Here is a 23730-nt window from a genome sequence, read left to right as displayed (position 1 = left end):
AGATAGGGAACTCAGATGACGTCGACCGTCACCGGCCGATCCACCGGAACCGATTCCGAAACCGGTGCGCCGGCGCACCTGGTCTTGACACTGCTGGCGCTGTGCGCGGCCGGACTCGTGGTCTCGCTGCAGCAGACCGTGGTCATTCCGTTGCTGCCCAGGCTGATCGGGCAACTGCACACCGACGTCGCGGGTGTCACGTGGTTGTTCACCGCCGCGCTGCTCACCGGAGCCGTTGCCACACCGCTGCTTTCGCGCTTCGGCGACATGTACGGCAAGAAGCGCATGGTGATGTTCTGCATGGGACTGCTGATCATCGGTTCGGTGGTCTGCGCGATGGCGAGTTCGCTGGGCGTCTACATCGTCGGCCGGGCGCTGCAGGGCACCTCGTCGGCGCTGATTCCGCTGGGGATCGGCATCATTCGCGACACCTTCCCGCGCGAACGGCTCACCACCGCGATCGGCGTCATCAGCGGCACCATGGGCGTCGGCGGCACCATCGGCATGCTGGTGACCGGTGTCATCGCGGACAAGACCACCGATCCGCATCCCGTGTTCTGGATGACGGCGGTGCTGGCCGTGCTCGCCACCGTCCTCGTCGGCGTGAGCGCCAGGGATGTGGGGCAGCGCCACGGCGGGCAGCCGGATTATCTGGGCGCGGTCCTGCTCGCCGGTCTGCTGGTGTGCCTGCTGCTGGCGATCAGCGAGGGGCCGCGCTGGGGCTGGGGGGAGACCAGCGTGATCGGCCTGTTCGTCGCGGCCGCCGTGCTGGCCGTGGTGTGGGTGCTGGTGGAGCGCAAGGTCGCACAGCCGCTGGTGCGGTTGCCGCTGCTGGTCGGCCCGCGCTCGCTGTCGGCCAATATGGCCTCGGCGCTGCTGGGTTTCGCGATGTTCGGCTCCTTCACCCTGATCTCGAACTTCGTGCAGACCCCCGCCGACAAGGTCGGTTACGGCCTGTCCGGGTCGGTCCTGGCCGTGGGTCTCTACGGCATCCCCAGCTCGGTGCTGATGACCTTCTTCTCCTTCCGCACCGGGCGCATCGTCGCGCGCATCGGCCCCGCCTTCACCCTGGCCATCGGCGCGGCCTTCGCCGGTGCGGCGACCGGATGGCTGGCGCTGTCCAACGCGCACGGCTACGACATGGTCATCTCGAATACGCTGCAGGGCATCGGCTTCGGTATCGGCTATGCCGCGCTCGGAACCCTTGCCGTCCAGCATGTTCCGATGAGCGAGAGCGGAATCGCCAGTGGGATCAACTCACTGGTCCGCACCGCCGGCGGCAGTATCGCCGGCGCCATCACCGCCTCGATTCTGAGCGCTCTCACCATCGGTCACACCGGCGTGCCGTCGCTGCACGCCTACGTGATCAGCTTCGCGGTGCTGAGTGTCGGGGCGTGGCTGGCCGCGGCCGTGGCACTCGGCAACGGCCTGCGGCACAAGCACGAACGGTAGTGGCTACGCGACTTTCAATGTCCCGCCGTCGATGACGTAGTCGGCGCCGACGATATTGCCGGCCCGCGCGGAGACGAGGAAGGTGACCAGCGCGGCCACCTCCTCGGGCTCCGAGATCCGCCCCGAGGCGATGCCGAAACTCTCGCCGATTCCGGCGAGCAGGTCGTGGTGCGAGATACCTTGCGCCGCAGCGAGTTTCCCGCCGAATCGGTTCGGGTCCCGCCACAGCGGAGTGCCCACGACACCGGGGGATACGGTGTTGACGCGCACGCCGCGCGGGGCCAATTCCTCACTGAGGCGTTTGCTCAACGCGGTGAGCGCGGCCTTGGCCTCGCTGTAGCCGATCGGCCCGGCCGCGGGCAGGCGCGAGTTGATCGAGGAGATGTTCACGATCGCACCGCGGCGTTCCAGCAGGCTGGGCAGCGCCGCGCGCGTGGTCCAGACGGCGCTGAACAGATTGAGGTCGAACAGAGTTCGCCACTGTTCGTCGGAGATGTCGGTGAATGCGCCCAGCCCCAGCCGATCCGCATCACCGCCACCGACATTGTTGACCAGGATGTCGATGCCGCCGAGTTCACGCAGCGCCGAATCGATCAGTGTGGTGGCGCCCTCGGAGGTGCCGAGATCGACGGAATAGGCTGCCACACTGGCCTTTTCCAGCTCCGGCGTGACGGTGCGCGCGGCGCCGACCACCACTGCTCCCTCGGCGGTCAGCGCTTCGGCGATCGCCAGTCCGATGCCACGGCTCGCGCCGGTGACGACGGCGGTCTTACCGGTGAGTTCGAGGTCCATGAGCTGCCCTTTCTTGAACTTCAGGTCAAAAATTACGGTGTGTAAAAGGGCCGCGGTGGCGGCCCGGATATCAGAGGGTGGTCAGTGCGGTGTCGATGATGCGGTGCAGGGTCTGCGCATCGCTGGTCTTCGCCATGACGCGCAGTCCCACGATGGTGTTCATCAGGAATTCGGCGGCGGCCCGCGGATCGACGTCCTGTGCCACGTCACCGTCGCGTCGGCCCCGATCGATCCGATCGGACAGTGCGGTCATGGTGTTCTCCTGCATGGTCCGGACCGCCTTCGTGATCTCGGGATCCTGCGCGGAGAATTCGGTAGCGGTGTTCACCGCCAGACAGCCACGCCGAACAGGCTGTGCCACATCGGAATCCACCAGAAACCGGATGAACGCGCCGATGCATTCGCGTGCGGTCCCCGGCCGGGCCATGAACTCCCCGGCCACTTCCGCTCCCATCCGGTCGTAACGGTTCAGCACCCGCTCGAACAGCGCCCGCTTACTGCCGAACGTGTTGTACAGGCTCCCCTTCCCGATCCCGGTAGCCTCGGCCAGCTGCGCCGGCGAGGTATTCGCATATCCATGAGTCCAGAACGCATCCAGAGCCCGATCCACCACGGTCTCGGTCTCGAAGTTACGCGGCCTGCCCATGTCCCGAACTCTACGAGTTCTTGTCCTATAGGTCAATAACTCGATTCTCGTCCCCGACGGTTCCTGCGAACCAGGCGCAGAGGAGGACGGCGAGTAGGGGGAAGGCGAAGGCCAGGGTGAGGGAGGTGAGTTGGGCTAGCCAGCCTATGACCGAGGGGCCGGCGAGGAAGCCCAGGTAGCCGAGGCCGAAGACCTTGGACATGTCGGTGGCGGCGGTGGCGGTGCTCAGATTGCCCGCGGCGGTGAAGATCTGGGGGACGCCGCCGGCGAGGCCGAGGCCGGCGAGGATCCAGCCCGCCAGGCTCAGGGGCAGCCACGGCGAGGCCATGATGACGGCGAGTCCGGCGGCGCCGAGGAGTGAACCCCAGCGGACCACGGCGATGCGGCCGAAGCGTTCGCTGACCCGGTCCGCGGTGAAGCGGCCGACGGTCATCGCGATGGAGAACGCACCGAACGACAGGGCGGCGGTGGCGTCGCTGACGCCCAGATGTTCGTGCGTCTGCAGGGCGCTCCAGTCGTTGGCCACCCCCTCGGCCATCAGCAGGGCGAACGCGATCGCGGCCAGCGCCAAGACTTTCGACGGGAGCCAGCGCCGGATGCGTCGGCACACGGCGGAATCGGCTGCGCGGCGACCGGGCCGCGAACCCGCGCCGGCGGCCGGAAGTGCCGCGGCCGACTCGGTAGCCCCACCATTTCCGGCCGCGGAGTGGTCCGGGACCGTCGCGGATTCGGCGATCGCGGCTGCTGTCTCGACGTGCGAGGTGGCGTGCAGGCGGGGGAGCAGGCTCGGCACACTGGCCAGCATCACCAGCAGGCCCAGCACGGCCGCGACCGCGAAACTCACCCGGATATCGGTTCCGGCGTGCATGGCCGCCGCGCCGGCGAGCGAGCCGACCAGGCCGCCGCAGGAGAAGAGCGCGTGGAACGCCGCCATGATCGGCCGGTGGTAGACCCGCTCGACCTGCACGGCCTGGGCGTTCATCGACACATCGAGCGCGCCGTTGCCGAAACCGAAGATCGCGAGCGCGATACCGAGCTGCACCGGCCCGGTGGCCCACGCCGGTCCGCTCACCGCCACGACCAGCCAGGTGACGGCCGCGGTGACCAGGGTTCGGCTGCCGAAGCGGTCGGCGAGCGGACCCGCCGCCTGCATACCGACGATGCCGCTGCCGGCCATCACCAGGATCAGAATCCCGAGCGTCCCGTGCGAGACCCCGGTGCGATCGGTGATGACCGGAATGTGCACCACCCACATCGCGGCCAGGAATCCATTGAGCGCGAAAACCGCGAACACCGCTGCCCGCGCGCGGCGAGCGGCCGCAGCAACCGTCCCGCGCCGTGTCGTCTCCACCGGTGAATGCATCGATTCGACGGTACCGGGCGCGCACCGATTGTTCACCGCACGAGAGGCCGTGCCGAACCAGGTGGCTCGGCACGCGGAACCCCTTGGGGCCCAACACCCGAAGCGCCTGCCCCGCGGGTACGACTCCGGAGCGAGGAGTGCGTCGAAGCGTCGTTGATTCGGCGGCGCCGACCGCGGTCGGCGGCTCCCCGTATCCCGAACGATCACGGCATCGTCGACGTCACCGCACGGGCCCCGGATGTAACCGGTTTCGATTCGAGTGTATGACCTACCACCGACACGTTTCGGAGCCGCGCCGGGTTCACTGCCGCCTCCGCCCGCGTCGCTCCGGTCGCGGTGTCGATCGGCGACCTGCGCGGCGGGCTCCGTGGTGACGCAGGCTGCCGCCTCCGCCCGCGTCGCTCCGGTCGCGTCACTATTGTCGGGGCGGTGACCACACAGCAGGACTACCCGGTGCTCTGGCCGGTGCCGACCCGATGGGCGGACAACGACCACTACGGCCACGTCAACAACGTGACCTACTACTCGTACTTCGACACCGCGGTCAACGCCTGGCTGATGGCCGCGACCGGCACCGATATCCGGGAGCTGCCCGCGATCGGCGTGGTCGCCCAGACCTCGTGCCAGTATCTGGGCTCGCTGAGTTTCCCCGACCAGCTGCGCGTGGGGTTGCGGATCAGCCGCCTCGGCCGCTCCAGCATCACCTACGATCTGGCGATCTTCCGCGTCCTGGACGCCGGCACCGCCGCCGGCACCGCCGGGGAGGATCTGGAGCTGGCCGCCACCGGCACCTTCGTGCACGTCTACGTGGACAACGAGACCCGCAAATCGGTGGAGATCCCGGCGATCATCCGCAGCGCCGCCGCCGCGCTGGTGACCGACGAGACCTAGACCCGGCCCAGCAGGGTCAGCGGATCCTCGAGCAGTGAGGCGACCGTCGACAGGAACCGCGCGCCGAGCTCCCCGTCGATCATGCGGTGATCGAAGCTCACACCGAGCGTGGTGATCCACCGGATCGCCGGCTCGTCGCGATACACCCACGGCCGTTTCCGGATCGAACCCAGGCACAGAATCGCGCCCTCACCCGGATTCACCAGCGGCACACCGGTATCGACGCCGAAGACACCCACATTGCTGATGGTGAAGGTGCCACCACGCAGATCGGCGGGTGTCGCCGAACCGGCGCGAGCCACATCGGCGAGCCAGCCGATCTCACGGCACAGCTCGCGCAGACTCAGCGACTGCGCCTCCTTGATGTTGGGGACGAGCAGCCCGCGTTCGGTGGCCACGGCGATGCCGAGGTTGACGTAGTGCTTGGTGACGATCTGATTGGCTTCGGCGTCCCAACAGGAGTTGATCCCGGGGAATTCGGCGATCGCCGCGAGCGTCGCCTTCGCCACCAGCGCGAGGGGAGTGAGCGAGAGCCCGGTGAAGGAGTCGGTGCTGCGCAGATGGTCGAGCAACTCCATCGAGGCGGTGAAATCGGTGGTCACGAACGCACTGGCCTGCGGAATCGTGCGGGCGCTGGTGGTCATGGCCGCGGCGATGCGCTTGCGCACACCGTTGACGGGGGTGCGGGTTTCGCGTTCGCTCGGCGTCGGCCGGATGATGCCGCCGTCTGGGCGCATGGTGGGCACCGGTGGAGCGGCCGGCCGCGGAGCATCGGCGGCCTCCTCCTCCGGCCGCACTCGGCGCGGCGGCTGCGATACCGGCACCGCGTGGCGCACATCCTCGACGGTGACCGCCCCGCCCGGCCCGGAGCCGGCCACGAACGCGATATTGATCCCGAGTTCGCGAGCCAGCTGCCGGGCGGCCGGCGTGGCGGGCGGACGGCCCGGGAACTCCGGCGGAATCTCCTCGGACCGTCCCGGTGCGGCCGGATGTGGCGTCGCCGCACCGTTTTTCGACGCCGTACGACGCCGCGTGGGCGCTTCGGCCCCGGGCCCGTAACCGACGAGCACCGACGTCCGGCTTTCGCCCGCCGCGGGAGCGTCGGCGGCCGGCGCGGCGGTGCGCACTCTGATCAGCGGTGCGCCGACCGCCACCGTTTCGCCGGGCCGGGCCAGCAGTTCGGCGACCTGCCCGGCGAACGGACACGGTAGTTCGACCTGCGCTTTGGCGGTCTCCACCTCGGCGATGGTCTGGTTGAGTTCCACGGTATCGCCGACGGCCACCGACCACGAGATCAGTTCGGCCTCGGTCAATCCCTCCCCGAGATCGGGCAGCCGGAACTCGAGTATGTGGTTGTTGTCGTCCACAGCGGGGTCTTCCAACGGGCACCTCTGTCCGAACAGTTGTCAGCGGGCGAACGTTCGATCGACCGCGTCGAGAATGCGATCGGGGTCTGGCATGTGGTGCCGTTCGAGCTTAGCCGGGGGATACGGGATGTCGAAGCCACCCACGCGCAGGACCGGCGCCTCGAGATAGTAGAAACACCGTTCGGCGATGCGGGCGGCGATCTCGGCGCCGAGCCCCGCGAAAACCGGCGCCTCGTGCGTGACGATCAGCCGGCCGGTGCGGCGCACCGATTCCTCGATGGTGTCGAAATCGATCGGCGACAGGCTGCGCAGATCGATCACCTCGAGTGAATGCCCCTCTCCGGCCGCGATTTCGGCCGCAGTCAGCGCGGTGGCGACCATGCCGCCGTAGGCGACGATCGTGGCATCGCGGCCCGACCGGCGGATGCGCGCCCGGTCCAAGGGGAGCGGATCCGCGTCCAGGGCGGTGAAATCCAGGTCGGCCTTGTCCCAGTAACGCCGCTTGGGCTCGAAGAAGACGACCGGGTCGTCGCACGAAATAGCCTGGCGCAACAGTCGATACGCATCCTCGGGCGTACTCGGCGAGACCACGCGCAGTCCGGCCGTATGCGCGAAATAGGCCTCCGGCGACTCCGAATGATGCTCGACCGAACCGATTCCCCCGCCGAACGGAATCCGGATGGTGATCGGCGCGCGGACCTTGCCCTGGGTGCGGTAGTGAATCTTGGCGACCTGCGAAACGATCTGGTCGAAGGCCGGGTAGACGAATCCGTCGAACTGGATCTCGCACACGGGCCGGAAACCGCGCAGCGCCATGCCGAAAGCGGTTCCGATGATGCCGGATTCGGCCAGCGGCGTGTCGATGACGCGGTTGTTCCCGAAATCCTTCTGCAGCGTGTCGGTCACCCGGAACACACCGCCGAGCCGCCCGATGTCCTCGCCCATCAGCACGACCTTCGGATCGTCCTCCAGGGCCCGGCGCATCCCCGTGTTCAGCGCGTTCGCGAAGGTGGTGATCATGCCCCTACTCCTTCCTCGAAACCCGCCAGGTACCCGGCGTATTCGTCGCGCTCGGCGGCGATCAGCGGATGCGCGGTGGTGTAGACGTGGTCGAACAGCTGCATCGGATCCGGATCGGGCATATCGATGGTCGCGGTCCGGACCGCGGCGGCGACCGCATCGGCGCGTTCGGTCACCTGACGCTCGAAGTCGCTGTCCCACAAGCCTTCTCGATCGAGCAGCCGTCGCATGCGGTCGATCGGGTCGCGGCGCTGCCACAGTTCGGTTTCCGCGGCCGAGCGGTAGCGGGTGGGATCGTCGGCGGTGGTGTGCGGGCCCATCCGATAGGTGATCGCCTCGATGAACGACGGTCCGCCACCGGCGCGGGCGCGGGCGACGGCCTGGCGGGTCACCGCCAGGACGGCCAGCACGTCGTTACCGTCGACCTGCACGCCCGGGATGCCGTATCCGTAGGCGCGCCGGACGATCGGCGTCTGGCTCTGCAGCTGCACCGGTTCGCTGATCGCCCAGTGGTTGTTCTGGCAGAAGAACACCACCGGCGCACCCCAGGAGGCGGCGAAGCCGAGCGCCTCGGCGATATCGCCCTGACTGCTGGCGCCGTCACCGAAATAGGTCAGCACCGCGATCTCCGCGCCTTCCAGATGCGCGGCGTAGGCGTAACCGGTGGCGTGCAGGCCCTGCGAGCCGACCACGATGGCCGGATTGGTCATGTTGATCTCGTCCGGATCCCAGCACGAATGCGCCACGCCCCGCCACAGCCGGGTGATGAGGGCGGGATCCACGCCGCGGCAGTAGGCGACGCCCGCCTCGCGATAGCTGCAGAAGACGTAATCGTCGTCGTGCAGGGCGCGCGCCGAGCCGATCTGCGATGCCTCCTGGCCGAGCAGCGGCGCCCACAGGCCGAGCTGGCCCTGCCGCTGCAGTGCGGTCGCCTCGACGTCGATGCGGCGGGTGACGACCAGATCCTCGTAGAGTTCGCGCAGTTCTGCCGGACCGATATCCGCGATCAGGGCCGCGTGCTCGCGGTCGAGAACACGGCGCCCGTCGGGCTGGACCAGTTGTACGGGATAGGGGTTCGTCCCGGTGTCGTACCCGGTTGTGGTGTTGTGCGTCGTGGTGTTGTGCACAGCCATCACCTCCTCGTTGCCGCGTACGACGGGGTCTCCGTCCCTCGCGATCCGGCGGACTGCTTCTTTTCGCCAGCTGTGTGCTGTACCTCACAGCATCCACGATTGAGCGGGATGCGCAAGCGGTAACACGCCAACTGTGCAGAATGCTCGATCAGATGGGGTCCCGGGCTGACATACTGCGTTACATGCCCAGTGCTGAACCCACTCCGGCGACAATCGACGCCACCGATGCCCGGCTGCTGCTGGAACTGGTCGCCAACCCCCGTGCCACCGGGGTAGAACTGGCCACGCGGCTGGGGCTGTCCCGCAATACCGTGCAGGCCCGGCTGGCCCGGTGGGAGGCCGCCGGTGTGCTGGCCGGCTTCGAACGGCGCGTGGACCCGCGCGCCCTCGGTTATCGGCTGGCGGCCTTCGTCGCGGTGGTGGTCGATCAGCATCGGCTCGCCGACGTGGTGGCAGAACTCGCCGAGATACCCGAGGTCACCGAGGTGTGCGGCACGACCGGGCAGACGGATCTGACCGTTCGCGTGGTCGCGCGCGACGCCGACGATCTGTACCGGATCACCGGCGCGATTCTGAAGATCGCGGGTGTGCAGCGCACCAATATGGCGCTGGTGATGCAGCAATTGGTCGGGCCGCGCACCGCGCCGCTGCTGCAGCGACTGGCCCGAGCCGACGAGTCGCCGGCGCCGCGTCGGGACGCCGGGCCGAACGACACAGCGCGAAACGATGCCGGGGAGAATTCGGTCCAGTTCCGGCGTACTGGCCGCTGACGGCAGGGCCAGCCGCCCGCGAAGATAGCTCGGTGACTGCCACCGCCGATTCCGCATCCCACCCGCCCGACGTCGCCGAGGCACAGACGGGCCGCCCGGCGGCGGTCGAGGGCGAGCACGGGCCCGGCGGTACCGGACAGGCGATGGGCGCCGGGATCATCGCGGCGCTGGTCGGTTTCACCAGTTCGTTCGCGGTCGTGCTGGCCGGACTCACCGCGGTCGGCGCGACCCCGGCGCAGGCCGCCTCGGGTCTGCTGGCGGTCTGTGTCACGCAGGCGGTGGGCATGTGGATACTGAGCCGGCGCTACCGCATGCCGATCACCCTCGCCTGGTCCACTCCCGGTGCGGCGCTGCTGGCCGGCGCCGGCGCGGTGACCGGTGGCTGGCCCGCGGCGGTGGGAGCGTTCGTGGTCACCGGGGTATTGATCGTCCTCACCGGATGCTGGTCGCGGCTGGGCCGGCTGATCACCGCGATCCCGGTGGAGATCGCGCAGGCCATGCTCGCCGGCGTGCTGCTGCCGCTGTGCCTGGCGCCGCTGCGGGCGCTGACCACCTCGAGCGCGGCGGTGGTGGCGCCGGTGCTGGTGGTGTGGGTGGTGCTGCAGCGGTACGCGCAGCGGTGGGCGGTGCCCGGCGCCTTCGTCACCGCGGTGGCCGGGGCGGCGATCGCGATGGCCGCCGGACATCGCTCGATTCCGGCCGCCGATCTGGTGCCGAAGCTGGAAATCACTGTGCCGCACTGGAGTTGGCAGGCGATCATCGGTATCGCGATTCCGCTGTACGTGGTCACGATGGCCGCGCAGAACATCCCCGGTGTGGCGGTCATGAGCTCGTTCGGATATCGGGTGCCGTGGCGGGCGTCGATGACGGTCACCGGGCTCGGGACCATCGTGGGCGCCCCGGCGGGCGGGCATGCGATCAACCTGGCCGCGATCAGCGCGGCATTGGCGGCCGCGCCGTCGGCCCACCCCGACCCGCGCCGGCGCTGGACGGCCACCATGGCCGCCGGCGGGTGCTATCTCGTGCTGGCTCCGGCCGCCGCGGCGCTGGTCGCGCTCGCCGCCGCCGCACCCGCCGGTGTGCTGGAAACCGTTGCCGGACTTGCCCTCCTCGGCACCTTCGCCGCCGCGCTCACCGCGGCGCTCGGGGTCGCCGAACATCGTGTCGCGGCCACGGTGACGTTTCTGGTCTCGGCCTCCGGGATAGCGGTGTTCGGCATCGGCGCCGCGTTCTGGGCGGTGGTGGCGGGCCTGGTCGTGCGATGGATGCTGACCCGCCGGGACGCGCCGGTGTCGTAGGCTGACACGTATTCGCGTCACGGGTACATCTGTTGACTGAGGAGCCGGGCTTGACCGCGGTACTGATCTCCCCCGAGGAACTCCGGAAATCGCTGGCGGACAGCGAGAGCCGGGTGCATCTGCTGGATGTGCGATGGGCGCTGGGCGATCCCGACGGGCCCCAGCACTATCTCGCCGGCCACATTCCCGGCGCGATATTCGTCGATCTGGAGACCGAGCTGGCCGCGCCGCCGTCCCCGGCACACGGCCGCCACCCGTTGCCGAGCCTCACCCACCTGCAGAAATGCGCCCGCAGCTGGGGACTGCGCACGGGGGAGCCGACGGTCGTCTACGACGCCACCGGCGGTATGGCCGCGGCGCGGGCGTGGTGGCTGCTGCGCTGGGCGGGCGTGCGCGACGTGCGCATTCTCGACGGCGGCCTGCCCGCGTGGGAGCGCGGCGGCGGTGATCTGGCCGTCGGCACCGAACCCGATCCGAAGCCCGGCGACGTGGTGCTCACGCCCGGCAATATGCCGGTGGTGGAAGCAGACGAGGTCGCGGGCTGGCGTGGTGCGCTGCTGGACGCGCGAGCCGGGGAACGCTATCGCGGGCAGGTCGAGCCGATCGACCCGCGCGCCGGGCACATCCCCGGCGCGGTGAGCGTGCCGACCGCGGAAAACCTCACGCCCGAGGGCACTTTCAAGACTCCGGACCAGCTGCGGGCGCGGTTCTCCGATCTCGGCTCCGGCCCGGTGGCGGTCTACTGCGGCTCCGGGGTGACCGCCGCCCACCAGATCGCGGCGCTGTCGGTCGTGGGAGTGTCGGCGGCGCTCTATCCGGGTTCGTGGTCGCAGTGGTCGTCGGATCCGGAGCGCCCGGTCGCCACGGCGCTGGATTGACGCGAATCAGCCCACGGCCCCCGCCGCGAGGGCCGCACGCCAGTCACCGTATTCGCTGATGTCCTTGCCATCGGCGGCGGCGGTTCCGTCGCATCCGAATGCGGTGTGCCAGGTGCCGTCGTCGAGTTCGACGGCGCCCAGCTGCATCGGCGCCGGCAGTGCGGCGAGGAAGCGACCGAGGGCGGCGGGGGAGAGCAACCAGCGTTCACCGGCGACCGACACACCACCCTCGCAGCGGGTCACCGCCGGTTTCGGCGGCGTGGTGTCCAGGGCGGCGAGGCGATAGGCCGCGGCCGTGCGGACCGCTCCGGCCCAGCGCGCGCCGAGCGCGTGCAACTGGTGTTCCAACGGCTGGCCCCGCAGATGCGCCCCGAACACGATCAGCTCGCACACCGGTGCGACCGCCAGCGGCCACGGCCGCGTGATCTCCACATCGCCGGTGATCGACACGGCGATGTCCAAGGCCACCGCATCCTCGAACGGCCGCGCGAAAACCGTGACACCGAAACAGGATTCGCCTGCCATCCCGGCGGGCACGGCCACGGCGCACAGATCGAAGAGATTGCAAAAGTTCGTGTAGATGCCCATCCGGGAGTTGACCCCGATCGGATCCGCCTCGACCTGCGCGATGGTCGGATGCATCGGGGCGGTCGGCGCGAGCAGGGCATCGGCGTCGCCCAGGCTGTCCATCGCGAGAGCGCGCAAGCGCTCGAGTTCGGCGCGGTCGGCGACCAGCCGATGCGCCGGAATCTCGCGCGCGGCGCGGATGATGCTCGCGACGGTCGGATCCACCGCATCCGGATGTGCCTCGATGAATTCCCCTACCGCGGCGTACCTTTCGGCGACCAGCGCCCCGTCGTAGAGCAGCCGGGCCGCGGCCAGGAACGGCGCCGGGTCGATCTCCACGATGGTCGCCCCGCGCTGCCGGAGCGCGGTGACGGTCCGGTCGAACGCCGCCCGCCACACCGGATCCAGTTCCGGCAGTTCGGCGAAGATCGCGACGGTCGGGCGCGGCGGCGCCGCCAGCCGGGTATCGGCGGGCCAGGCGCGTGCCGGCGCACCGGCGGCCATCACCCCCATAGCCTGATCGGCGCGCGCCGGGTCGGCGGCGAAAATCGTCACGCAATCATAGGAACGGCAGGCCGGGACGACCCCCTCGGTGGAGACGACTCCGACGGTCGGTTTGATGCCGACGATGCCCTGCAGCGCCGCCGGAACGCGCCCCGAACCCGCGGTATCGGTGCCGATGGCGATATCGGCCGCACCGGTCGCGACGGCCACGGCCGAACCGGAACTCGAACCGCCCGAGATGAATGCGGGACGGCGCGAGTCCGAGACCGGACCGTACGGCGAGCGGGTGCCGACCAGACCGGTCGCGAACTGGTCCATATTGGTCTTGCCGACCACGACCGCACCCGCGGCGCGCAGGGCCGCGACCGCGGGCGCGTCGCGGTCGGGTAGGTAGGCGTAGTCCGGGCAGCCGGCGGTCGTCGGCAGGCCCGCGACGTCGACGTTGTCCTTGACGGCCACCCGCAGACCCGCCAGCGGGCCGGTGCCGTGCGAACCCGGTTCTTCGGATCGATGAATCCAGATGCTCATATCGGACTCCTCATCCTCGTTCGTGCAACTCGCCCGCCGCCTGCCACGAATCACGCTCGGCGGCAAACGCTTCCGCCTGCGCGGCGCGGAAGTCGGCGATGGATTCGGCGTTGGCGGCCAGGAATTCGCGATAGTCGGCGAGGCGGAATTCGCCCTCCTCCGCGCGCAGTGTCCCGTGGCCGCGGGCGAAGTCGGCCCGCAGGTCCAGCAGTTCCTCCGCGGACACCGGATACCAGCGGATGCGATCGAAATACCGCAGCAGCCAAGGATCCTCGGCATCGCCGATGGAGCGGTGGTTCCACACCTGTGTGGTACGGCCGACGAATTGATATCCGCCGGGACCCTCCATGCCGTAGATGCACAGATAGGCGCCGCCGATGCCGACCGCGTTCTCCGGCGTCCAGGTGCGGGCCGGATTGTATTTGGTGGTGACCAGGCGGTGGCGCGGATCGGTCGGGGTCGCGACCGGTGCGCCGAGGTACACGTCGCCGAGGCCGAGCACGAGGTACTCGGCGGCGAAGACGGTATCGAAAACATCTGCCACCGTGGACAATCCGTTCATCCGGCGAATGAACTCGATATTCCAGGGGCACCACGGCGCATCCGCCCGCACGCCGTGCATGTAGCGGATGATGGCCTCGCGCGTGGCCGGATCGTCCCACGACAGCGGCAGGTGCACGGTGCGGCTCGGCACCACCAGTTCCGCAGCCGGTGGCAGCGCGGATTCGGCCTCGCGCAGCAGTCGCAACAGTTTCGGCGTGGCCAGCCGGTCCGGATCGAAACGCACCTGCAGCGAACGGATTCCGGGCGTCAACTCGGTGATCGCCGGCTCGGCATACTCGAGCAGATGCCGGTGCAGGGCGTGGACGCGGGCGCGCAATGCGAGATCCAGTGTCATATCACCGTATTCGACGAGGACACCGTCGTCGCCGGCGCGGCGATAGGTGACGGTGGTGGTGTCGTCGGCGTCGGCGCGGGCCAGAATGCCGTCGTCGCCGTCACCGCCGTCGGACAGCACGATCGGCCAGTCGGCTCGCCGGGCCGGCCCCAGAGCACGGATCGAGGCGGCGCGGTCGGCACGCACCGGGACGAAGCGCACGGTGTCACCGGGACAGAGCTGCCCGAGTTTCCAGCGCTCCGCGGCGACAACCGTGACGGGACAGACGAATCCGCCGAGGCTGGGTCCGTCCGGACCCAGCAGGATCGGGGTATCACCGGTGAAGTCCAGGGCGCCGATCGAATAGGCGGTGTCGTGGATGTTCGAGGGGTGTAGTCCCGCCTCGCCGCCGTCGCCGCGCGCCCAGTGCGGTTTCGGCCCGATCAGCCGCACCCCGGTCCGATCGGAGTTGAAGTGCACCTCGTAGTCGGTGCCGAGGATGGTGTCGATATCGGCGCGGGTGAAGAATTCCGGCGCGCCGTGCGGGCCCTCGGTGACCGCGAGTTCCCATCGGCGCGTCAGCACCGGCTGCTCGGCCATCGGCACCCCGGACCCGACGGTGCCGGTCGGCTCTCCCAGTGGTAACCGATCGCCGGTGCGAAGGGCGGCACCGGTGCCGCCGCCGAACCTGCCGAGTGTGAAAGTGGCTGTGCTGCCGAGGTATTCGGGCAGGGCGAGGCCGCCATCGAACAGGATGTAGGTCCGCATACCCGGTCCCTGCACGGCGCCGACATCCAGCGTGCCGCCCGCCGGGACCTCGACGGTGCGCCACGGGCGAACGCGCTCGCCGTCGACGGTCACCGTCGCGGGCGCACCGGTCACGCATACCCGGGTCGCGGTGTGGAATCGCAACGCGGGCCCGGCGAGGGTGCATTCGAGTCCGGCTGCGCCCTCGTCGTTGCCCAGCGCCCGATTGCCGAGCCGGAACGACAGATCATCCATCGGTCCCGACGGCGGGACGCCGACGTGCCAGTAGCCGACGCGGCCCGGCCAATCCTGCACGGTGGTCAGCATCCCCGGCCGCACTACCTCGATATCGGTAGCGTCGGCATCCAGAGTCGTTGTTCCGGAGTCTGTTTCGATCGCCGTCGTCATCGCGTCACCACCATCCGTACCGGCGTCGGATCGAATCCGTTGCAGGGGTTGTTGATCTGCGGGCAGTTGGAGACCAGGACGAGCGTGTCGATCTCGGCACGCAGCGTCACCGATTTACCCGGTGCGGAGAGCCCGTCGACGATGCCGAGGGTGCCGTCGGCCTCGACCGGAACGTTCATGAACCAGTTGATGTTCGAGACCAGATCGCGTTTACCGAGCCCCCAGCGCAACGCCTCGGTGAGGAAGTTCTCCACGCAGGCGTGCTGATGGCGGGTGTGGTGGCCGTAGCGCAGGGTGTTGGATTCCTGCGAGCACGCGCCGGCGATGGTGTCGTGATTGCCGACCTCGTCGGCGACCACGGTCATCAGTGCCGTCCCCGCTTCGGTGCGGAGCACGCTGCCGGTGGTCAGGAAGATATTGCGCTGGGCGGCGACGGTCGCCTGGGCGCTGTAGCGGTCGGCGTGATCGGCGGCCGAGTAGAGCAGGCAGTCCACCGCCTGATTGCCGTACAGGTCGATGATCTGCCACTGCTGACCCGCCCGGACCACGGTCGACCACGGTGCGCAGGCGGCCACGGTCTCGTCCAGGACAACGGTGCGTTCGGTAACGGTGGTCATGCGATCGCCTCCGGATCGTGTGCGGCCAGCCAGGCCTGTTCGGTGTTCTCCACGGCCCGGCGATATTCCGGCTCGGTGCCGGCGTCGTTCGGCTCCGCGGCGCCGCGCCAGGCGACGACGTCCAGTGCCGTGGCGGGCCGGTCGTCGAGTGGATGGGTGCCGTTGGCGATGAGGACGGTCAGCGGCAGGTGGATCAGCAGTTCGACCGAGCGGCCCGGACCGGCGCTGCCGGTGGCGGTGAGGGCGCCGTCCGCGCCGACGCGCACACCGCGGAACAGCGCGATCGAGGGACCGATATCGCGCGGTGTGAGACCGTGTTTCGTCCCCGCGACCCGCATCGTCCGTCGTACCTCAGGGGTCGGTCCGCACAGCGTGTCGTGGTGGCCGGACGTGTCGGCGACGATCGTGGCGAGGACGCGCCCCTGATCCGACAGCAGCGGATGGCCCGGGCCGGGATAGGCCTGCCACGGCACCTTGATGGTGTCGGCGACGTTCAACCGTTCCCACGGTGCCTCGGCCCGCAGGAGCAGCAGGTGGGCGCCGGCCGCGCCGTCCGGATCGGCCAGCCGGAGCCGGGTGCCGCGGGCGAGTACCGCGGTGGTGTATCCGTTACCCGGAACACGTTGGGCGAAGGTAACTTTCGCCGGGTCGAGGCCCTCGGGTAGATCGGGACCGGCGACGGTCGCGGCCGCGGCTTGCGCTCGCGCGTGGTCGCGGGCGCCGACGGTCGAGGCGGTTGCGGACATGATGTCTCCTCGCAGAGTCGGATGGGAATGTCGCTCAGGCGGGTTGCGGTGCGGGCCGGGCTTCGGCGGCCGCGGCGCGGGGAGTGACGATGCGGTGCACCACCGCGCCCACCGCGACGGTCAGGAGCACGAACAGCGGTGCGGCCCAGAGCATCCACCAGCCGCCGCCGGCCGGCGTGTACACCTCCGGGCGCGGCCAGGCCAGATTCACCGCCATCGCGATCCCCCACACCACCGCCGCCACGTTCACCGCGATGCCGTAGCGGCCCAGCGAGAACAGGCCGGGTTCGGCGGCGGGCAGCCCGCGCAGCCGCCGGATCAGCAGCGGGACGGTGACCAGCAGGTACGCGACGTACAGCGTCACGATGCACACGCTGGCGAGCGTCGCGAACAGCGCGGCGTTGCCGAGGTTCACCACCAGCAGCGCCACGGCGAGCACGCCGATGATCACGGCGGGCAGGACCGGGGTGCCGAAGCGCGGATGCACGGCGGCCAGCCGCGACGCGAACGGCAGGCGGCCGTCGCGGGCCATCGAGAAGATCAGACGTGAACCCGCGGTCTGAATGGCCAAGGTGCACACCGTGATCGCCACCGCGACACAGCACAGCAGCACAGTGCCGGCCGGACTGTCGAGTTTGGCGGTGATCACGTAGGCCAGGCCGTCGGTGGCCAGGTGGCCGTCGCTGATGCTGGGTGCGGCCATCAAGGCACCCAGCAGAAGCAGGCCGCCGCCGAGGGCGGAGGCGGCGAGCGCCAGCAGGATGGTGCGCGGCGCGACTCGGCGCGGATTCTTCGTCTCCTCGGAAAGCTCTCCGGCGGAATCGAATCCGACCATCACATAGGCGGCCATCAAACCGGAGACCAGGAACGCCGCCCAGTACGGGCCGGGCGCCGCCTGGTCGGTCTGCAGGACCACATCGGCGCCGCGTTCGGTATGGGTGAAGAACAGGGCGATGACGGCGAGCACACCCACGATCTCGACCGTGACGCCGATCGAATTGATCCGAGCCATCAGATCGATGCCGATCACATTGATCACCGTCGTGATCACCAGCAGCACACTGCCCAGCAGAACGGCGTTCGCCGCGCCGTCGGTGGAGGTGAGCGCGGTCTCGGTGCCGACCAGCTGGAATCCGCTCCAGATCGAGGGCAGCACGACCTGCAGCGCGATGGCGGCCGCGGCGGCGGTGACGATCTGCGCGATGATCATCATCCAGCCCGCGAACCAGCCCACCACCTCACCCGCGAGCCGGCGCGACCACTGGTAGATGCAGCCCGAAATGGGATAGCGCGCGGCGAGTTCCGCGAAATTCAGTGCGACGAGGAACTGGCCGGCGAACACGATCGGCCAGGTCCAGAAGAACGCGCCGCCGCCGAATCCGTAACCGAATCCGAAGAATTGGAAGATGGTGGTGAGGATCGAGACGAAGGAGAATCCGGCGGCGAACGACGCGTAGCGGCCGAGTTTGCGATGCAGTACCGGCTGATATCCGAAGCGTTCGAGATCGGCGCTGTCACCGGTCGGGGATTGGGAGGGTGGATCGAGTGCGATGGCCATGGGCGGTCCTTCGGCGTGGCGGCCAATATCTATCAGGTGACAGTTTTGCGGGCCGGATCGCGCTTCCGGTGACGGCTGTGTATCGCTTGCGGTAACCCGCGTAACGTCTGCGTTGCCGGTATTTCTGTCGAGTGACAGATATTTCACAACCGCAGGTGGGACGCGGTGCGCGGCCCTGTGCCGGTCCGCGGTGCGGCGGCGGTGGCAGGATGAGGCGGTGACACACCTGGGTCCGGGCCGTCCTCGCGTCGATCAGCGCAGCCGTCGCGGGCGGACGCCGCGCGCCGAGATCCTCGACGCCGCAGCGGAATTGTTCACGGCCAACGGTTACGGCAGCACATCCACGCGGGGTATCGCGGATGCGGTGGGGATCCGGCAGGCCTCGCTCTACCACCACTTCGCCGCCAAGGATGACATCCTGGACGCGCTGCTCGCCGAAACCATCACCGGCGCACTGGAATTGGCCGAGCGGTTGCGCGCCGAACCCGAGCCGGCGGCGGTCCGGTTGTACGCCCTGGCCCGCGCCGACGTGCGCCAGCTGTGCGCCGCCAAGTGGAATCTCGGTGCCCTGTATCTGCTGCCCGAACTGCGCAGCGACCGATTCGCCGACTTCCGGAGCCGCCGCGCCCGGTTGCGCCGCCATTACGAGGAACTCGCGGCGGCGGCGATCGAGGCCACACCCACCGGCGTCCCCGGTGCCCACGTGCTGCCATTCCGAATGGTGGAGACGGTCATCAACATTCGCTCCGACGAGGGCACCGCACCCGATTACGCGGAAACCACCATTCCCGACGCCGCGCTGCGTCTGCTGGGCGTCACCGACGACCCGGCCGTGCTGCGCGCCGCCGCCGAGCAGCTACTCCGGCGACTGGACGCGGGCGAATAACCGCGTCAGGGGCATTGCCGGGCGATGCGGGCGAGCGCGGTGTGGTCGGCTGCGGTGATCGGCAGCCGGTACTGTGCCGCCGTGGTGAGGTACTTTCCGGCGTAGAAGCAGTGATAGGCCCCGGCGGGTGGCAGCCAGTCCGCGGGTGTGCGATCGCCTTTGTCCATATTGGCCGGGCCGTCGACGGCCAGCAGGTTGAATTCGATGTCGTTGGCGAAGCGCAGCCGCTGTTCGGCAGGCCAGGCCGCCGCACCCATATCCCAGGCGGCGGCCAGCGGGTAGACGTGGTCGATCTGCACCTCCCGGGCCCGCGCCTTGTCGAAGGTGATCGAGCGGCCGGTGTACGGATCCCGCAGTGTGCCCGCGAGCACCACGCACTCGCGGGTACCCGGCCGGAATCTCACCTCGCGCAACTGCCGGGCCAGCACGCCGTTGCGCGAATCGCATCCGTCGTGCCCACCCGGCCCGTCCTGATCGTCCGACCACGCCGGCCCGAACACACATCCGTGCCCCGCCCCGCAGTCCCGGTCGTACCCGCCCGGATGCGGCCGCCGCGCCACCACGGCGACCGCGCCCAGCAACTGCTCGATCCGAGCCCGGCTCGGACTCCCCGGCGCCGGGTCGGGCCCGCCGACGATCCCACACCCCGTCATCGCCATGACCACGACCACCACCGCCGCCCACCCCGCCCGACATCCCCACCGCATATCCCAGATCTACCGGCCGCGCCCGACAACTTCGGTCCCGAAGGACCTGCACGGGGTGCGTTCGTTCGATACGCCCGAATCGGACGCCGCTGCGACCGGGTCACCGCCTCCGTCGCGTCGGCCTGCGACGGTCGTATCCCGGCATCGGTCGACTTCGTGTCGTCTGCAACCGGCGTCGCGGCCGACTCGGCCGCGTAGCGGTCACGTGGACAGCTGCATCCCCAGACCTCGGAGTGCCTGGGCGCACGAACCAGCGCCCGGTCCGCACCCCACCACCGGCCGCGACCTGGCGTGTCGGTGGCGGCTGATTGGATGGAAGGCATGCTGCACGGTTTGTGGTCGCCGGGGTCGGGGTTGGTGCTGTGGCGCCTGCCCGAGTCGGTGGCACGACCGGAGGAGGAGGCATTCGGCGAGCTGCCCGATCCGCTGGGGGCGATCGCGCGGTCGGCGCGGTTCCGGCATCGGGTGCGGGTGCTGGTGCCCGGGGGCGCCGGACCGGAGGTGGCCGAGGTGCGCGGGCATGCCTTGGCGCCGGAGGTGGCCGCCCGGGTGCTCACCCAGGCCCTGCCGGAGACGGCGGTGGCGGCGGATCTGCGTTTTCTCGCCCACGTGGCCCGCGGACTGCGGCGATGGGTGCGAGCCGGGCGCATCGTGCCCGAACTGCATCGCGCCGACGGCGAGTGGTGGGTGCGGTGGCGGCTGGTGGGCGGGCAGCGGCAGCGGGCTTGGCTGGCCGAACTGGCGGCCGCGATGCCGCCCGCGCTGCGGGTGCCGGATGCCCGGCCCGCGGCCTCGATCCTCGAGGACTTCGTCACCGAACTCGCCGACCCGCTCGTCCGGCTCGAGCTGAGCGTCCGGGAACCGTCGCATCCGCTGACGGCCGCGCTGGTCGCGGCGGTTCCGCTGGAATCGGGATCGCATCGGGTGGCCTCGGTGCTCGACGAGTGGCGCGCGAGCCTCACCGTCGGCGAGCCGGAACTCGTCCTGCGCCTGCTGGAACCGGACGACGATCCCGACGACGATCCGCAGGCGGTCGACGCCCTGTGGCGGCTGGAAGTCTGCCTCCGGTCGGAAGGTGAAGCGCCGCAACCGGTTCCGATCCAGGGCGACCCGGCATTGATCCGGCTCGCCGGGGAGAAGGTGGCCGCCGCGGTCCAGGCCTACCCGCGGCTGCAGCAGGTCCCGCGCGACCCGTACGGGATGGATTTCCTGCTCCCGACGCCGGTCGTGCAGGAGCTGGTCGCCCACGGTGCGCACGAATTGCGTTCGGCGGGCGTGCATCTGATGCTGCCCCGGGCCTGGCGCATCGTCTCGCCGAGTATGCGGTTGCGGGTACAGTCCCCGGCCGCCACCGAGACCGCGGTCGGCCTCAGCGGCTTGGTCTCCTATCGCTGGGAACTGGCCCTGGGGGATACGGTCCTCACCCCGGCGGAGATGGGCCGGCTGATCCAGGCCAAATCGGATCTGGTGCGGTTGCGCGGACACTGGGTGCAGGCCGATCAGCGCAGCCTGGCCGCGGCCGCCGCCTATCTGGAGGGCAAGGTCGACGAACGTCCGGCGACACTGACGCAGCTGCTCGGCGAGATCGCGGCCACCCAGGTGCGCCAGGTTCCGATCGAGGAGGTCACCGCGACCGGCTGGGTCCGGGAACTGTTCGACGGTGTCCACTCCGGCGACCCGGTCGACCCGCCCGCCGGCCTGAAGGCGCAGCTGCGTCCCTACCAGCTGCGCGGCCTGTCGTGGCTCGCGACGATGAACCGTCTCGGTTGCGGCGCCATCCTCGCCGACGATATGGGCCTCGGCAAGACGGTGCAGGTACTCGCGTTGTTGCTGCACGAGAACGAAAGCGCCGCAACGGATTCCGTTCCGGGGCCGACGCTGCTGGTGTGCCCGATGTCGGTGGTCGGCAACTGGCAACGCGAAACCGAGCGCTTCGCTCCGGGATTGCGGGTGCTGGTCCATCACGGCTCGTCGCGCCGCTCCGGCGCGGAATTCGATGCGGCCGTGGCCGATTCCGATCTGGTGCTGACCACCTACGCGCTACTGGCCCGCGATGTGGAGGAATTGAAGCGACAGCCCTGGGAACGCGTCGTGCTCGACGAGGCGCAGCACATCAAGAACGCCGCCACTCGGCAGGCCCGCGCCGCCCGCGCGATCCCGGCCCGGCATCGGCTGGCGCTGACCGGAACTCCGGTGGAGAACAGGCTCGAGGAACTGCGGTCGATCCTCGATTTCGCGGCGCCGAACGTGCTGGGCAAACCGTCGGAATTTCACGCGCGCTTCGCGGTGCCGATCGAACGCGAACACGACGAGAACGCGGTCAGCCGTCTACGGGCCGTCACCTCGCCGTTCGTCCTGCGCCGGGTGAAAACCGATCCCGCGGTCATCTCGGATCTGCCGGAGAAGTTCGAGATGACGGTGCGCGCCAACCTCACCGTCGAACAGGCCGCGCTGTACCAGGCGGTCGTCGACGATATGCTCGCGCAGTTGAAGGCCTCGCGCGCCACCGGTTCCGGCGCGGTGAACATGGCTCGCCGGGGTGCGGTCCTGGCCGCGCTCACCCGGCTCAAACAGGTGTGCAACCACCCCGCGCACTTCCTCGGCGACGGGTCGGCGCTGCTGCGGCGGGGACGCCACCGCTCCGGCAAGCTGGCCCTGGTCGAGGACGTGCTCGAATCGGTACTGGCCGAGGGGGAGCGGGCACTGTTGTTCACCCAGTTCCGCGAATTCGGTGATCTGATCACCCCGTATCTGAGCGAGCGGTTCGGCACCGCGATCCCGTTCCTGCACGGCGGCGTCACCAAGAAGCGCCGCGACGGGATGGTGGAGCGCTTCGCCGAGACCGACGGACCGCCGATCATGGTGTTGTCGCTGAAGGCGGGCGGTACGGGGCTCAATCTCACCGCCGCCAATCATGTGGTGCACCTGGATCGCTGGTGGAATCCGGCGGTGGAGAACCAGGCCACCGACCGCGCCTTCCGCATCGGCCAGCGCCGCGATGTGCAGGTGCGCAAACTGGTCTGTGTCGACACCATCGAGGAGCGCATCGACGATATGCTCACCGGCAAACAGGAATTGGCGAATCTCACCGTCGGCACCGGGGAGAACTGGATCACCGAACTGAGTACCGACGAATTGCGCGACCTGTTCATGCTCGGCGCCGAGGCGGTGGGCGAATGAGTCCGGCGCCCGAGTTTCCGGTTCCCGATTTCAGTGTCTACGGCAAGCGCCGCCCGGTGCGCGGCGGCGTCGAACCTCGCAGCCGCCGTGGATCTTTCGCGCGATCCTGGTGGGGCCGGGCCTTCCTCGAAGCCGTGGAGCAGGTCGCCGACGCCGGCCGGCTCTCCCGGGGGCGCACCTACGCCCGCTCCGGACAGGTCGTCAACTACCACATCGAGCCCGGCGCGGTGGCGGCCGAGGTGCAGGGCAGTCAACCGCGGCCGTTCACCTCGGTGCTGACGCTGCGGGTGTTGCGTGACGACCGGTTGGCGGAGCTGGTCGGGCAGGTCCGCGGCACACCCGGCATGCTCGCCCAGCTCGCCTCCGGCGCCCTGCCGCAGGAGCTCGGCCCGCTGTTGTTGCCCGATACCGCCGCCGAACTCGATTTCTCCTGCACCTGCCCGGACGACGGCTGGCCCTGTAAACACGTCGCCGCGCTGTGCTACATCGTGGCCGAACGCCTCGACGAATCCCCGGCGATCATGCTGACCCTGCGCGGACTCGATCTCGACACGCTGATTCGCGGGGTGCAGGAGGACAGCGGCCCGACCGTCTCCGACGACATCTACGGCGAGAACGTGGTCCTGCCCGACCTGCCGGCGCCGCAGTTCCGTGCGGCGATCGAGGACCTCGATCCGATTCCCCTGCGGCAGGCGTTGCGGATGACCAGTGAGGACGAATCGGTCGCCGAGGCCGGTATGCGGGAACTTCGCGCCCTCTACCGGGCCCTCGAGAGCTCCGGCTAGCCCATATGCT

General features: G+C 69.5%; 19 protein-coding genes and 1 pseudogene. 8 read left to right on the top strand and 12 right to left on the bottom strand.

What is annotated here, in order from left to right:
• Positions 1–15: 15 nt before the first annotated feature.
• Positions 16–1452 (top strand): MFS transporter, encoded by a 1437-nt coding sequence (locus NK1_RS21215; RefSeq protein ID WP_063011158.1) that lies wholly within the window; start codon positions 16–18, stop codon positions 1450–1452.
• 3 nt (positions 1453–1455) lie between these two features.
• Here the strand turns inward: NK1_RS21215 and NK1_RS21210 are convergent, their stop codons facing one another.
• The 3 genes from NK1_RS21210 to NK1_RS21200 all read right to left on the bottom strand — a co-directional run bounded on the left by NK1_RS21210 (position 1456) and on the right by NK1_RS21200 (position 4253).
• Positions 1456–2244 carry an oxidoreductase gene (locus NK1_RS21210; protein WP_063011156.1) on the bottom strand — a complete coding sequence of 263 codons (789 nt, stop codon included), beginning with the start codon at positions 2242–2244 and terminating at the stop codon, positions 1456–1458.
• Between the two features lie 70 nt (positions 2245–2314).
• On the bottom strand, positions 2315–2890 hold the full coding sequence (locus tag NK1_RS21205) for a TetR/AcrR family transcriptional regulator (protein ID WP_063011154.1): 576 nt from the start codon (positions 2888–2890) through the stop codon (positions 2315–2317).
• A 25-nt stretch (positions 2891–2915) separates the two neighbouring features.
• Positions 2916–4253, bottom strand: coding sequence for an MFS transporter (locus NK1_RS21200; protein WP_063011260.1), 1338 nt, complete (start codon positions 4251–4253; stop codon positions 2916–2918).
• Positions 4254–4682: 429 nt separating this feature from the next.
• Here NK1_RS21200 and NK1_RS21195 point away from each other — a divergent pair, with 429 nt between their 5' ends.
• A complete protein-coding gene (locus NK1_RS21195) occupies positions 4683–5144 on the top strand; it encodes an acyl-CoA thioesterase (RefSeq protein ID WP_084461310.1) in 462 nt (153 codons plus the stop codon).
• Here NK1_RS21195 and NK1_RS21190 read toward each other — a convergent pair.
• The 3 genes from NK1_RS21190 to pdhA are packed head-to-tail and all read right to left on the bottom strand — an operon-like array spanning position 5141 to position 8664.
• On the bottom strand, positions 5141–6526 hold the full coding sequence (locus tag NK1_RS21190; protein ID WP_063011152.1) for a dihydrolipoamide acetyltransferase family protein: 1386 nt from the start codon (positions 6524–6526) through the stop codon (positions 5141–5143). The genes NK1_RS21195 and NK1_RS21190 overlap by 4 nt on opposite strands.
• Positions 6527–6550: 24 nt before the next feature.
• Positions 6551–7531 carry an alpha-ketoacid dehydrogenase subunit beta gene (locus NK1_RS21185; RefSeq protein ID WP_063011150.1) on the bottom strand — a complete coding sequence of 327 codons (981 nt, stop codon included), beginning with the start codon at positions 7529–7531 and terminating at the stop codon, positions 6551–6553.
• Positions 7528–8664 (bottom strand): pyruvate dehydrogenase (acetyl-transferring) E1 component subunit alpha, encoded by a 1137-nt coding sequence (gene pdhA / locus NK1_RS21180; protein ID WP_084461308.1) that lies wholly within the window; start codon positions 8662–8664, stop codon positions 7528–7530. The genes NK1_RS21185 and pdhA overlap by 4 nt, the downstream gene beginning before the upstream one ends.
• 182 nt (positions 8665–8846) lie before the next feature.
• Here pdhA and NK1_RS21175 point away from each other — a divergent pair.
• From NK1_RS21175 to NK1_RS21165, 3 genes and pseudogenes are all read left to right on the top strand, one after another.
• Positions 8847–9332 (top strand): annotated as a pseudogene (locus NK1_RS21175) (Lrp/AsnC family transcriptional regulator); the annotation flags it as partial.
• A gap of 245 nt (positions 9333–9577) precedes the next feature.
• On the top strand, positions 9578–10732 hold the full coding sequence (locus NK1_RS21170) for a benzoate/H(+) symporter BenE family transporter (protein ID WP_063011253.1): 1155 nt from the start codon (positions 9578–9580) through the stop codon (positions 10730–10732).
• A 62-nt stretch (positions 10733–10794) separates the two neighbouring features.
• Positions 10795–11610, top strand: coding sequence for a sulfurtransferase (locus tag NK1_RS21165; RefSeq protein WP_063011251.1), 816 nt, complete (start codon positions 10795–10797; stop codon positions 11608–11610).
• A 6-nt stretch (positions 11611–11616) separates the two neighbouring features.
• Here the strand turns inward: NK1_RS21165 and atzF are convergent, their stop codons facing one another.
• Genes atzF through NK1_RS21140 form a run of 5 tightly spaced genes read right to left on the bottom strand, consistent with a single transcriptional unit; the run spans position 11617 to position 18162 of the window.
• The gene (gene atzF / locus NK1_RS21160) at positions 11617–13209 is read right to left on the bottom strand and encodes an allophanate hydrolase (protein WP_063011148.1); all 1593 of its coding nucleotides are present in this window, start codon (positions 13207–13209) and stop codon (positions 11617–11619) included.
• A gap of 10 nt (positions 13210–13219) precedes the next feature.
• Positions 13220–15241 (bottom strand): 5-oxoprolinase/urea amidolyase family protein, encoded by a 2022-nt coding sequence (locus tag NK1_RS21155; protein ID WP_084461303.1) that lies wholly within the window; start codon positions 15239–15241, stop codon positions 13220–13222.
• Complete coding sequence (locus tag NK1_RS21150) at positions 15238–15858, bottom strand: urea amidolyase associated protein UAAP2 (protein WP_063011146.1); 621 nt, start codon at positions 15856–15858, stop codon at positions 15238–15240. The genes NK1_RS21155 and NK1_RS21150 overlap by 4 nt, the downstream gene beginning before the upstream one ends.
• Complete coding sequence (locus NK1_RS21145; RefSeq protein WP_063011144.1) at positions 15855–16604, bottom strand: DUF1989 domain-containing protein; 750 nt, start codon at positions 16602–16604, stop codon at positions 15855–15857. Before NK1_RS21145 ends, NK1_RS21150 begins: the two co-directional genes overlap by 4 nt.
• A 34-nt stretch (positions 16605–16638) precedes the next feature.
• Positions 16639–18162: an amino acid permease gene (locus tag NK1_RS21140; protein ID WP_063011142.1), complete on the bottom strand. Its 1524-nt coding sequence runs from the start codon at positions 18160–18162 to the stop codon at positions 16639–16641.
• A gap of 217 nt (positions 18163–18379) precedes the next feature.
• Between NK1_RS21140 and NK1_RS21135 the strand changes: the two genes are divergently transcribed.
• Entirely contained in the window at positions 18380–19048 is a 669-nt protein-coding gene (locus tag NK1_RS21135; RefSeq protein ID WP_063011247.1) for a TetR/AcrR family transcriptional regulator, read from the top strand.
• A 5-nt stretch (positions 19049–19053) separates the two neighbouring features.
• Here the strand turns inward: NK1_RS21135 and NK1_RS21130 are convergent, their stop codons facing one another.
• Complete coding sequence (locus NK1_RS21130) at positions 19054–19755, bottom strand: HNH endonuclease family protein (protein WP_063011140.1); 702 nt, start codon at positions 19753–19755, stop codon at positions 19054–19056.
• 321 nt (positions 19756–20076) lie between these two features.
• On the opposite strand from NK1_RS21130, the gene NK1_RS21125 reads away from it, so the two are divergent.
• Both NK1_RS21125 and NK1_RS21120 read left to right on the top strand, forming a co-directional pair.
• A complete protein-coding gene (locus NK1_RS21125) occupies positions 20077–22935 on the top strand; it encodes a DEAD/DEAH box helicase (protein WP_174552741.1) in 2859 nt (952 codons plus the stop codon).
• Positions 22932–23720, top strand: a complete 789-nt coding sequence (locus NK1_RS21120) for an SWIM zinc finger family protein (RefSeq protein WP_063011136.1) — start codon at positions 22932–22934, stop codon at positions 23718–23720. Before NK1_RS21125 ends, NK1_RS21120 begins: the two co-directional genes overlap by 4 nt.
• The last annotated feature ends 10 nt before the right edge of the window (positions 23721–23730 follow it).

The organism is Nocardia kruczakiae NBRC 101016, from assembly GCF_001612965.1.
Classification (GTDB): Bacteria; Actinomycetota; Actinomycetes; order Mycobacteriales; family Mycobacteriaceae; genus Nocardia; species Nocardia kruczakiae.
This window is presented reverse-complemented; position numbering and strand designations above follow the sequence as displayed.